Annotated in this window: 5 protein-coding genes and 2 pseudogenes; all 7 read right to left on the bottom strand. The window is 40.8% G+C overall.

Going from position 1 to position 13,155, the window contains the following annotated elements:
- Positions 1–283 (bottom strand): Cna B-type domain-containing protein (locus ADI74_RS11465; RefSeq protein WP_414717540.1); only part of this gene is annotated, 283 nt, incomplete at its 3' end.
- A 144-nt stretch (positions 284–427) separates the two neighbouring features.
- Positions 428–571: pseudogene (locus tag ADI74_RS11460) on the bottom strand (Cna B-type domain-containing protein); the annotation flags it as partial.
- 60 nt (positions 572–631) lie between these two features.
- On the bottom strand, positions 632–3,187 hold the full coding sequence (locus ADI74_RS11455; RefSeq protein WP_053092578.1) for a Cna B-type domain-containing protein: 2,556 nt from the start codon (positions 3,185–3,187) through the stop codon (positions 632–634).
- Between the two features lie 48 nt (positions 3,188–3,235).
- A complete protein-coding gene (locus ADI74_RS11450) occupies positions 3,236–4,234 on the bottom strand; it encodes an Ig-like domain-containing protein (RefSeq protein WP_053092577.1) in 999 nt (332 codons plus the stop codon).
- 529 nt (positions 4,235–4,763) lie between these two features.
- Positions 4,764–12,002 carry an LPXTG-anchored adhesin/beta-galactosidase BgaA gene (bgaA, locus tag ADI74_RS01690; RefSeq protein WP_049536643.1) on the bottom strand — a complete coding sequence of 2,413 codons (7,239 nt, stop codon included), beginning with the start codon at positions 12,000–12,002 and terminating at the stop codon, positions 4,764–4,766.
- A 245-nt stretch (positions 12,003–12,247) separates the two neighbouring features.
- Entirely contained in the window at positions 12,248–13,003 is a 756-nt protein-coding gene (locus ADI74_RS01685; RefSeq protein WP_049536641.1) for an SDR family NAD(P)-dependent oxidoreductase, read from the bottom strand.
- Positions 13,004–13,023: 20 nt separating this feature from the next.
- Positions 13,024–13,155, bottom strand: a pseudogene (locus ADI74_RS10675) (ribonuclease Z); the annotation flags it as partial.

Below are 13,155 nucleotides of genomic sequence, written 5' to 3'. Positions count from 1 at the left end.
AGTCTGGACGAATACCGTCTTTGTTATTAGCATCATCCCAGATCTTCTTACCTTTTACAGCAGTTTTCAATGGTGTATGTTTGTTGGTAATGGTGTACTTACCGTCTTTGTGGTCAGTAACTACTGATTTATATTCTGCAACAACAACTTCTTTGACTTTGTACTCGATTAGTTTACCATTTTCATACTTAGGAAGTGCTTTTGATTCGAACTTCCAACCAGTAGCTTCTGATACTTCAATTTCTTGAACGACTTTGTCGCCATTAAGAATTTGAACTTTCACAGATGTTGTACGTTTGCCGTCTTGGTTGTTGTTATCATCCCAAACCTTAGTTCCTGAAAGAACTACTGTTTCTGGTGTGTAATTGTTAGTCACTACTTGACCAGTTACAGAGGCTTTATAACCAGCTGGGACATCCACTTCTTCGATAGAGTAAGCGATCTCTTTACCAGCTTCGTATTGTGGAAGATTTGTGAAGGATGCTACCCAAGTGTTAGCGTCGGTCTTATCCTTAGCTGTCAAGGTCAATTTCTTACCTTCAACGGCTACTGGTTTAGATCCATCTACAGATTTGAAAAGTTGAACCGTTACGGACTCAGGACGTTTGCCGTCTTGGTTGTTCGCATCGTTCTATACTTTTGTTACCTTGTAGTCGATTTCTTTTGGTGCATATTTGTTTGTGATGGTAAAGTCTTTGATGTAAGAGTCATATTCTGCGACTGCTTCTTCTGTCACAGTATATTTAATCTCTTTACCATTTTTATATTTTGCAAGTTTTGTAAATTCAACAGACCAAGTGCCGTCTGGTGCAGCTTGAATCTCTTTTGAATCAACTTTCTGACCGTCTGCTAAGAGATTGATTGTAATCTTAGTTGGACGTTTGCCATCTTGGTTATTCGCATCATCCCAGTTCTTGGTTGCTTTTACATTAACTGTTTCCTGGGTGTAGTTATTGGTGATTGTGAAGCCTGATACAGGGTCACCAGTAACTTCAGAATTGTAGCCAGTAACAGTTACTTCGACTACTGAGTAAACAATCGCTTTACCAGCTTTGTTCACATCAAGATCTGTAAAGCTTCCAGACCAATTGTTGCCTTCATTGAGTTCAAGGGTCTTACCTGTGTCTTGACCATCGGCAAGAAGTTTAACTGTGACTGATCCTGGACGTTTGCCGTCTTGGTTGTTGGCATCGTTCCATACTTTCTTCACTGGTACTTGAGTCTTGCCTGGTGTGTAGCTATTGGTAATGGTGTAGCCAGTTGTGGCATCTCCTGTCACCTCAGACTTGTAGTCAACGACTGCGACTTCTTCTACTGTGTAGACAATCGCTTTACCAGCTTTGTTCACATCAAGATCTGTGAAGCTTCCTGACCAGTTGTTGTCTTTATTGAGTTCAAGGGTCTTACCTGTGTCTTGACCATCGGCAAGGAGTTTAACAGTGATAGACTCTGGACGTTTACCGTCTTGGTTGTCCTTATCATCCCATGCTTTCTTCACAAAAACTTGAGTTTTGGCTGGAGTGTATTTATTTGTAAATACAAGATTTTTTGCTTCTTTCGAAGCTGTTGCTTTCAATTCAGTTGCGCTGACTTTTTTAACAGTTACTTCAACTTCATGAACGGTCTTATCGTAAGTGATTCCTGTTTCAGATCCAGCAACTTCTGAGATAGTGTACTTGTGAGTTCCCACTTGGCTTTCATCATATGAGATTGGTGAGAAGGTCACCGTTCCATCAGCAGCGTTTTTCACTGTTTCGACAACACTACCGTCTTCTTTCTTCAAGACAAAGTTGTATTTGCCTGCTTCAAGTGTTTTACCTTCAAGAACCTTCTTAGCTCCAAGAGTTACACTTGTAGCTCCTGCTGGTGTGTAAGTATTCTCGAATGCTTTTTCATCGTCGTAAGCAACAGTTGCTTCAAGAACACCTTTACCATTGTCCGCTACAGTTACTGTAGCTGTGATGGTTTTAGTATCGTACTGGATACCTGTAGCAGTACCCTCTTTCTCAGCAATCTTATAAGTATAAGTGCCTGCTTTGTCGAATTCCAATTCTGAGAACTTAACGTTTCCGTCTTTGTCATTCTTCACGGTTTCTTTCAAATTACCGTCTTGATCTGTCAAAGTGAACTCAAATTCATCAGTTTTCAACTCACGACCAGTCAGCTTCTTAGTCACTTCAAGAGAAGCTGAAGTTGGTTTTACTGCATACTTATTGGTAACAGTCAATCCTGCTGTTTGTTCTGAGGTATAACCATCAACTGTAGTAACTAGATTTCCATCTTTATCAACTTCTTTAACACTATAGGTATATGTCACACCATTTTGATCGGTCGCAGGAAGATCTGACCATTCTACAGCACCGTCTGTCTTAGGTACTTCTTTTTGGTCAGCATCTGTAACTGCTTCTTCAGTACCACCTTCTAGAGTACGATACAATTTAAAGAAGAGACTTGGACGAACTGTTTCCTGATCGCCAACCCAGACTTTCTTAGCAGTCACGTTTGTTTTTGGAACTTCGTAAGTATTGGTTACTTGAGTCTTGTCTGCATTGTAAGATACGATGTAGTTGTTATCGCCAACTGCAACCTTCTCTCCTTCTTTCAAAGGAAGGTTTGTCTGGTCTTGAAGTTCGCGAACAGAGTAGATTAATTTCGTCCCATCTACATCACGTTCAGGAAGTTGATCTTTCCACTTATAAGTGTAGACACCGTTCGACACGGTTACTTCAGGGGTGTAGTTTCCGGTAACAGGTTTTGCATCTGCAACAGTTTGTCCTTCTTTGTGCACATACAAACCGAGTTTGACTTCTTTGTAGTCAGTTGCTTTTCCGTTTACCCAAGTCTTGGTTGCTTCAAAGTCAACTGTCACACGTTTGTTAGAGATATTGAGGGGAACACCTTTTCCACCTTTCATCTCAACTTCAAACTCTTCGCTAATTAGCTGATAACCTACTTTAGCAACCTTCTCCTTAACGATATACTTACCATCATTAAGAGCTTTTGAAAGAGCTATACCATTCGCATCAGTCCTAACTGTATCAACTAATTGATTAGTAACTTTATCAACGATTTCAAATTCAACATCTTTCAACTTAACAGTCGCATCTGCTTCGTCGAATTTAGTAATTTTGATCTTTCCAGCAATATCAGCAGTAACTGTGGCTCCCGAAGCCTTAACAGTCTTCATTATCCACGTAACCTCTGTACTTGTATTAATCTTGTCTCCCCATTTTTTTCAGGTTAATTGAGGTTCATTATCAAGTACGAATTGAGCTGAATTTTTCACCTCCGAAGTATCTGCTGGTGAAGTAGTATAATAAAATAAGTAGAAACTCTTTGTCCCCGTATTGGTTGGCATGAGCAATTCAAATCCACGTTTACCGTCGACAAATTTCAGATAAGCCACCTTATCAGAATTTGCTTGATACTTTTCGGGATCCGTTGTTACCTCGTATTTTTGGATTTTATTCTTCAGACCAGCTAGGTTGGTGTCTGTCGTCTCGTACTCTGCTTCATAAAGTTCAAAACTACCTTCAATATAAGTCGCAAAAGCTCCTAAACTAATATTATCTGTAATTTTAACAGTGTGATTCGTTAAATCTTGCTTGGAACGATTAATACGGACGGTCCATCCGATTTTTGGAGCTGCGCTGTGATTCCAAGCTGTTTTATGGATAACTTCATCTATAACAGGTGCTTCATTTGTTTTAAGAGATTTGAATGTAATCGTCTGTGAATCACCACCTGGGATAACGTAGGTAACTTTCTTCTCCTCTTTTGTAACTGTCTCTGTCGCATTTGCATTGAAGTCACCTCGGATGTTTTGCTTATCCTTAACTGCTTTATTAAAGGTAAAGACGAGGCGATGATTGGCACTTTCTACCTGAACGGTCCCCATCTTTGTATTTGAATTTGTATCGATCAGAGGCATAGTTCTATCTTCCAAATTCAAATTGTCAGGAGCTTTTACTATAAAGTAATCTCCTTCCTTAATCTCGTTTGCCTGTATGTCAGGAAATGAAAACTTACCAGAGAATTTTAATCGCACTATGGTCTCATGTTCACCGTGGTAAGCAATTGAATCGTCCCCTGTAGCAGCAACAGTGATTTTTAAATTCTCGAGCTTGACCTTATCTGTTACATCAGCCGCCTGTACTTCACCTGTAGAGAAAAACATCATCAAGAGGAAAAGAGGGAATACCAGAAAACCGAGATATTTTTTTATTTTATTCATTATGACCAACCTTTCTATTTGTATATCGATAAAAAATTAAGTATTCAATTCTACGTACGCAACAACACCTCCACAATATAGTGAAGTATCCATAATAACACCATGCTCTATTCTTGATAAAATTATATTCACTTACAGCACAAAATATAATAGAACCTATCAAGTCTATTATATCGTATATATTCCAATTAATATATCTCATTACTAAAGAAATTATTTACAAAATGTCAACTTTAAAGAATCCATTCCTTTAATATTTCCAATCTCTTTCAATAAATAATGTCCCTTTATTCATAAAATTAAATATAGTCAATTTATCAATCTATATGTTGTTACAATATTTAATATAGTAGAAATATATTAAAGCAAAAGTTTAGAACATAACAAAAAGTGAACTAAACAGAATTCCGATTGTCCCAGAATAGTTTGGTTCACTTTTTATTTAATCTATTAGATTTTCAAAATTCATAATGAAGAGTTTTTAAAATATAAATCTATTTTGTCCCCATCTCTTCATATCGTAGAAATTCTAATCCTCTTTTTTGCCTTTAGTGGCTACTAGTCCTGCACTCAAACCAAGAAGAGCTAAGCCTGCTGCTAGGGCTGCTTGGCTTGTTGCACTTCCTGTATTTGGTAACTGCTCTTTTTGAACCTGAGCAGCTGCACTTGAAGTGTTTTGTTTTGTATCTGTTTTTTCTGATACTTGTGGTTTTGTAGACTCTTGAGGTACTGGTTTAGTTATTTCACCAGCTGTACCTACTTCTACGATGCGATCCTGAGCCACGACTTTATCATAGCTTTCTTTTTCAGTTCGCTTGCCATTTTCAACTTCAATCAAGTGAACACGGATACCTTTTTGTCCTTCTTGGAGAACACGGGTTTGACCTGCTGGAAGCTTATAGTTCTTTTGTTCCTGAACCTTGAAGTCAATTGTTTCTTCTTCGATTACAAGTTCTGGTTTGTGATGAACCAAATCTCTGACACCATCAAGTGGTTGGGCTGTACCTCGCTTAGTTCCAACTTCCACGATACGATCTTGCGCAACTATCTTATCAAAGGTTTCTTTCGATGTACGCTTACCGTTTTCGACTTCTACTAGGTGGACACGAACACCTTTTTGACCTTCTTGGAGAACACGACTTTCACCCACATAAAGTTTGTCAGTCTTACGTTCTTGAACTTTGAAATCAATTGCCTCTTCTTCCACCAGAAGTTCTGGTTTTTCATGAACTAAACTTGTATCGCCATCAAGTGGTTGAGCCGTACCACGTTTAGTTCCAACTAGAAGAATCCGGTTAACAGGAGCCTGAAGCACTTCACGGAGTTTCTCTTCACGAGTTCCGTCTGGACTAACAGATGTAAGAATGCGTTCCTTACCAACTTGTCCTTCTTGTTCTACACGGCTTTCACCTACATATAGACTTGAATCTTCTTTTTCAACAGTCTGGAAGGCAAGTTCTTTTTCGACAACCTCAAGACTTGGATTTTCTTCTTGAATAGCAGGGGCTGTTTTCTCAGAAACTGGTTTTTCTTTGACTAGTTGGATACGGTATTCCTTGACTTGTTTTCCACTTTCTGAAACGAGGCGAACAAGTACTGGAAGGCTATCATCGCCACTATCTACAACTGTTGAAGCTGCTTGGTCTGTTTCTTCAACTGAAACTTTTGGACGTTGACCTTTATAGGTGATTTGATAGTCTTGACGGTTTTCAGCGAAATCAGGAAGTTCTTTTCCATCTACAAGAATCTTCGATTGAGTGCTTTCTTGAGGCAATTCGCTTGGAGCAAGGAAGGTCATCTCAATTATCGCAACACCCTTCTTATCCGCTTTGCGCTCCATACGCCATCTCATGGCTTTGGCTTTGACAGCTTTAAAGGTAACGTTAATTTCATCACCGGCTTCAATGTCTTTATCCGCACGATAAGGAACAGCTTCCCAATTTTCTGGATTGTTGAATGGATGGTCTGCGTCGTAGGCTTGGTAGTTTGAATAGTAGGTTGGCACTTCAAACTCTGGACCGACATAGCGTTCTAAAACGAGTTTAGATGGTGCATCCGTACCACTATCTGCAAAGAAGTGAAGTTTAGCTTGAGCAACAGTCCGTTCTACAATCTTACCATTTTCACGGAAGATCACACCCGCTGATACTTCTGGATTAGAAGATGGTGTTGGAGACCAGTTTGTCCAACGACGATTTTCAGAATGATCTCTATCATTGATATAGTCAACACGGTCATGAGAACTGTCGTCAATATCATTAGTTGCTGAGGCAAAGGCTTGGTTACTATTTTCATCATAGTTAGGGTTTTCTGAGAGGGCCTCACCAAGTTTATCTGTCACTCGTACAGAGAATTCCGCAACGAGGTCGCTACCAAGGACACGGCCTCGAACAGTAAATTGACCTGCTTTTGTCAGATTTTCTGCTGGAACTTCTTCCCATTCAACTGCCAAGTCTTTTGTTTCATAGCCGTCTTTACATGTGAAGTAAACCGGAACCTTAGTTGGCAATTCAAGTGGTTGACCTAGTTGTACCAAACGAGCTTGTTTAACCGCAGCAACTGGTTTACGAGAAAGTAAGTCTTTGTCCTTAGTGAAGTGTAGACGGTATTCTCCTAAGATGTCGCCATTTTCAGCTTTCGCGATGACACGGACTGGCTCACCTTCACGAACGCTTGGAACAACAGTCGCGAGACCATTGTTGCTAACACTTGCCGTTACTGCAGGAACTTTTCCATCTGCAGACTCAAGATAGTAGTCTGTCAAATCAGGGTTGAAGTTTGCTAAATCTTTGCCGTCAACTTGGATTCTTGTTTGTCCTTGTCTGGCTGCTGCAACTTGTTTCGCAAAGATTTGTACCTCTGTGATAGAAGTGCCACGCTTATTATCTGCTTTCACCATGCGAATGCGCACAGCATAGGTTTCAACCTTATCAAAGCTAAAGTGATTCATTTCTCCAGCCTTGAGTTGAGCTGGGGCTTTTAGATTGGTAACTGGTTTCCAGTTTGCAGTATCGTTAAAGACATGGTTTTCCTCACCTACAAAGCTAGGATTTTTAGGAGCTGTTGGAACAGTCTTACCAACATAATACTCAATCACATAAGACTTCGGTGCACCGACTCCATGGTCTTCGTGGAATCCGACACTTAGATTATCAACAGAACGTTTGCTCAAGATACCTGAATCTCCGAATAGGACACCAACTGAAGCTTCTGGATTACTACGGTTCCAGTTTGTCCAACGGTTGGCTGGTCGGTCATTAAAGGAAATCAATTTATCGTTGACATTTGAAACTGGGTCGCTTGGATTCGAGTCTGAAGCAAAGGCAAGTGGCAATTCTGAACCTGTCCATTGGTCAGAGATATTTGCTCCCTGCTCAGTTTGAGCAGACACACGAACATAAAGTTTGGTAGTTAACTGCGTACCTTCTAGGCGACCAGTGACTGTGAAGACACCTTCCTTAGCGTATTGCTCTGGAGGAATCGTATCCCAAGTAACCTTAGCTGATGAAACGTGACCATTTGAATCGTAGGTACGAACACTTTCTGGTAATTGTGGCGCTTCTGCGATTGGTGTTGTCACACTGACTTCTTCAACTGAAACGATACCTTCTACAGAGACTTTAGCACGCGCTTCAAGGTCAATTCCTTCAACTTTACCTAGTACTTCAAATGTTTGATAGGAGTCTAGTTTTTCTTTCGGAATGGCTTGCCAAATGACTTTATGAGTTTTAGGGAAACCTTTGTCATACTCAACCGTTACTGTTGTTGGAAGAGTAGGTTCTTGATGCAAGTCTGTCACTACATTTACTGGACGGATAGATTGCGCAACCTTCGTCTCAGTATTGGCTTGGATAGTGAGTTCAACTTGGCCTTTAGCTCCCTCATATTCAGCTTTCAGAGTGACTGCTCCTGGCTTATGTAACTCAAGCATTCCTTTACGAACTGCGACTTCCCCTTCACCACTTGTAGAGAAGGTTACTTTATCAGCTGGTAAAACTGCTTGGGTTCCGTCTTGATAGTGAGCGAGTACAGACAATTTCACTGTTTGATCTTCTTTAAGACCGTCAGCTTTCTCTACTTGTAAGCTCAAGTGGTCAATTTTTGGTGCTTCTTCAAGGAATTGAATTGCATAGGTTTGAAGAGGACCACCATCTTTTGGTTGAACATAGATGCTTGCACGCATGCCGTTTGCTGCACTTGCTTGGACTACAGTAACATCCGCATTTTCAGCACTTGCTACAACTTCTGGCAAGGATGCACCGTAAGCAAGAGTTCGATATTGCATTGGATTTTGGCTAGTAAGACCAGTGACAGCTTCGCCACCTACAGTTACATTTGGTGCTACAGGTGCTGCAACATCACCGTCTTCTACTACAAGGGTAGCGTGAATAGTCTCACCACCCAGTTGGCCAGTCATTGGAATACGTGATCCTGCAACTGACAGTTTAGCTTTATCTGCTTCCGCAATCTCCCACTTATCAACTTCGTATTCTTGTACGCTTCCATCCGTAACAGCAATAGAAACGTATTTGTCAACAGCACTCAAGTCTGTTCCTGGAGCAACACGTTTAACAGTTGGAAGCTCATTTGCAATTGCTAGAACTTCGACACGGGCCTCAACTTCACGTCCGTCTGCCATACCTTTAACAGTCACAACTCCTGCTTGGCTCACATCAACTGAAGACCAAGTTACTGGACGTTTTTCACGACTGCCATCACTGTAGATAAAACCGACTGTCTTCGGCATTTTTGGCTCTTTTTCAATAACAGTACGTACTTTTGGTACTTCTGTTCCGAGAACGGTCTTTTCTTGATCTTCTTTTTTACCAGTAAAGACCGTCACTTGACTAGATTTCAAGAGATCTGAATGGGCTGTTAGCGTGAATTTACCTGCTTGTTCAGTTGATTTGACAATGGCAACCCCTTTACCGTTAAAGGCTCTGCGAATCCAAGAACCATCTGCTTGTGCCTTGTAGCGTTCACGGCTGGCTTGTTCCCCATTATCAACACCGACCAGTTGACCTTGGCCATGCAATTGGAAACGAACCAAATTATTGGCAGTTGGTACCACATTTCCTTCACTGTCAACGATTTCGTAGTAGATGTAGGTCAAGTCTTTTCCATCTGCGGCGATTGCGTGTTCTTCCTTGACGAGGCGAACTCCTGCTGGTTGGCCTGCAGTAGTGATCTTATCACGTGCAATTTCTTTTCCAGCTTCATCGCGAGCTACAGCTTCCAAGGTACCTGGTTGGTAAGCAACCTTCCACTCAAGATAGAGTTCCTTAGCATTGGCACCTTCTTGGTAGGTACGACCATCGCTGGTTTGTTTTTTGTTGAAGGTCTTAACTCCGAGAGATTGACCGTTCAAGAACAATTCAACGCTTGCAGCGTTTGAATAGGCGCGAACTGGGATTTTTCCGTCTGCATCAGCCACATTCGCTTTTAGAGTAGGGTTTTCCCAGTTCCAGTGAGGAAGGAGGTGAACCATTGGTTTCTTCTTAACAGAAACCCATTGACTTTGGTAGAGATAAAAGTCATGTTTTGGAATGCCGGCTGTATCTACGATACCAAAGTAAGAGCTCTTAACAGGAGTTTGATTTTGGTTGTGCCATGGTGTAGGTTCTCCAATATAGTCCGTACCTGTCCAGATAAATTGTCCTGCGTAACCAGCATTATCTCGGTCAAAAGTCCATGAATCTGTTGCTGTTTTACCCCAGTTAACTCGGTCATTACCATAGTCAGACTGTTCGTAATGACGTTCAGGTCCGTTACTATGTTTCAATTCATGTTCAGGACGATAGTAACTTCCACGTGTACGGGTTGCTGAAGATGTTTCTGAACCGTAAATCAACCAGTTTGGATGTTTCGCACGAAGTTTCTTGTAGTTGTCTTCTGAGTAGTTGAAACCAACCGCATCCAGTTCATTAGCAATTTTCTCATGATCACCACTACCATCACCAAAACGGAACTTATCTGCTCCCATGGTAACATAACGAGTCTTATCAACATCTTTAATCACTTTTACTAAGCGTTTAACCGTTGCAAGTGAGTGAGCATTGCCGTTGGCTTCACCGATTTCGTTTCCGATAGACCACATGAAGACAGCTGGGTTGTTTTTATCTCTTTCAACCATGGTACGAAGATCATAGTCAGACCATTTTTCACCTTTTCTAGCTTCTGGGTGAGTGGCATCTTTTTCAAAGAAACGTCCGTAGTCATAAGGTTTCTTACCACCATACCAAGTATCGAAGGCCTCTTCCTGAACCAGCAAACCAAGTTCTGCTGCGATTTGCAAGGTCTGTGGACTTGCAGGGTTATGAGTTGTTCGGATGGCGTTAACACCCATCTCCTTCATTTGTTTGAGACGACGGTATTCTGCTTTATAATTTTCTTCTGCTCCAAGCGCTCCGTGGTCATGGTGCAAGGAAACACCATGGAATTTAATGCGTTCACCATTTAAAGAGAAGCCTTCATTTGGAGTCCAATGATAGTAACGGTAACCAAACAGATCCTTCTTAGCATCAACCAACTGACCATCACGGTAAACACGCGTAATCAATTCGTACAAGGCTGGTTTGTCATTTAAAACTGTCCAGAGTTTTGGTTGTTCAACTTCTAAAATAGCATCAAGACTTGTTGATTCATGTGCTTTCAAGGTACGACTCGCTGTACGAACCAAGCCTGTTACAGCCTGACCACCACGTTCAACGATTTGATACTCTGCTACAAGTTCATGGTCTTTATCGTCTGTATTAACGATTTTGCTGGTCACATGCGTTTCAACCTTGCCATGTTGCTGTTGTTCTAGCTTTGGTGTTAAGATGGTTGTCCCATTCTTCTCAACATGAACTTTATCTGTCATTTGCAAGGTCACATCACGGTAGATACCGCTACCTGAATACCAACGGCTACTTGGTTGTTTGTTGACAGCATGGACAGCAATCACATTCTCACGGCCATCTTTGTGGAGGTATTTAGTAATATCGTATGAGAACTGGTTATAACCATTTGGATAATGTCCCACTAACTGGCCATTGACATAGACTTGAGAATCCATGTAGACCCCATCAAAGGTCAAACGAACATTCTTCTTGAGATCTTTTTCATCAAGTTTAAAGGTCTTACGATACCAAGCTTCACCACCATTGAGCTGTCCGCCTTCGTTTTGGGCAGGTGACTGATGGTCAAAATCGTTAAAGATACTCCAGTCATGTGGTAGATCCAATTTTTGCCATGACGAAACATCTGCATCTGGTTTCACAGCTTCTTTAGAGTTTGCATTGAGTTTAAAGTGCCAATTTTGATTAAAATTCACTTTTCTGTCTTCAATCATTTGATTTACTTCTTCATTTGTCGCAGCTTTCAAATCTTCCTTAACAGGTTTTTCTTGACTTGAAGCTTGAGATTCCACCTTTGGAGCTGTTTCTTCAGGTTTTAGAGATGCTTTCTCCTCTTTTGGAGCTACAGGTTCATCTTCTTTCTTCTCTGGTTTGCTTGCTTCAATTTGAGCAGCTTGACTTTGATCGACACTTACAGCCTCGTTCTTCTCTAATACTGCTTGATCTCCTTTTTCCTCCACTGCTGGACTTTCCTCTTTTGCTTGTTCTACAGTGTGCGCAATAGGAGTTTCATCGGCAAAAACTGGTGATTCTCCAACAACACTTCCTCCAAATAGAACCGCACAGGTTCCAATCATGACAGAGCAAGCTCCTACAGCAAACTTACGAATACTGTAGACTCTTTTACGATTCCAAAAGCCTTTTTCCATAAAATCCTCCTTTAGTAACCGCTTCCATTTATTTGTAAGCGTATTACTTTTTCATAGCCTTTTATCCTTATTTTATAAAATAATATAGGAAATTTCAATACCCTAAACACAAAAAATCATATTTTTGATTGTTTTTTCTAAAATTTGTAGAAGATTCAAAAAATGTGAATGTAGATTTAGAACAAAAACAAACAATTTTTGACTCTCAGTAAAATAAAAAAAGTGCCTTTTGTAAGGAACTTCTTTTACTTATAATTAAAGATTCCCCCTGCCAACTTATCGGCTAACTTGGGAAAGAGGGTATAAAATTTGTGAGCTAAATTGAGCAAAAAAGGAAGATTAAGTTCTCGTTTATTCTTTCCTGTGATTTTGACAATCTTTCTAGCAACCGCATCTGGTTCTAAGAGAAATCGGTCAACAGACTTGAGGTAGCTCCCATCTGGGTCTGCCTGGTCAAAAAAGGCAGTACGAATCGGTCCTGGATTGACTGTTGTCACATAGATTCCATAAGGCATGAGTTCGAGGCGTAGAGCGTTGGAAAAACCAATAGACGCAAACTTGGTCGCTGAGTAAAGACTGGACTTGCTAGTCGCTATCAAACCTGCCATGCTGACGATATTGATGATATGGCCTTTTCGGTTTTCTTTCATGCGAGCTCCAAGACGACGAGACAGATTCATCAGGGCAAAGGTATTAACCTCAAACATCTGGTGAATATCTTGATCAGAAATCTTATCAAAATCCTCAAAAATCCCGTAGCCAGCGTTATTCATCAAAACATCAATCTTGCCATAACGCTGATAAAGTTCAGTTACTAGTTCTTCTAAAGCTTGAGCATCAGTAATGTCAATCTCAACCAATTCTGCCTGAGGATGATTTCCGTATAGTTGAGCTAGTTTTTCCTTATCTCTGCCGAGTAAGATGAGTTGGTCATTTGGCAAGAGTTTGACCATTTCTTGGGCTAAGCCACCGCTTGCTCCGGTAATCAGAATAGTACGCATACTTATCCTTTCTCAATCTTCTAAATTTCCACTTCTTCCAAGTCTTTGACGACATGGACATTCTCAAAAACAGTTGCTGCATCTTTCTTGAGCTGGCTGATATCTTTTGAGAGGAAACGAGCACTGATATGATTGAGCAAGAGGCGCTTGAC

Source organism: Streptococcus pseudopneumoniae, from assembly GCF_001074565.1.
GTDB lineage: Bacteria > Bacillota > Bacilli > Lactobacillales > Streptococcaceae > Streptococcus > Streptococcus pseudopneumoniae_J.
This window is presented reverse-complemented; position numbering and strand designations above follow the sequence as displayed.

Bases quoted from the DNA above. Each gene is read 5' to 3' on its own strand.
- ADI74_RS11455 (WP_053092578.1), bottom strand. From the start codon at position 3,187: ATGAAGACTGTTAAGGCTTCGGGAGCCACAGTTACTGCTGATATTGCT.
- ADI74_RS11450 (WP_053092577.1), bottom strand. From the start codon at position 4,234: ATGAATAAAATAAAAAAATATCTCGGTTTTCTGGTATTCCCTCTTTTC.
- bgaA (WP_049536643.1), bottom strand. From the start codon at position 12,002: ATGGAAAAAGGCTTTTGGAATCGTAAAAGAGTCTACAGTATTCGTAAG.
- ADI74_RS01685 (WP_049536641.1), bottom strand. From the start codon at position 13,003: ATGCGTACTATTCTGATTACCGGAGCAAGCGGTGGCTTAGCCCAAGAA.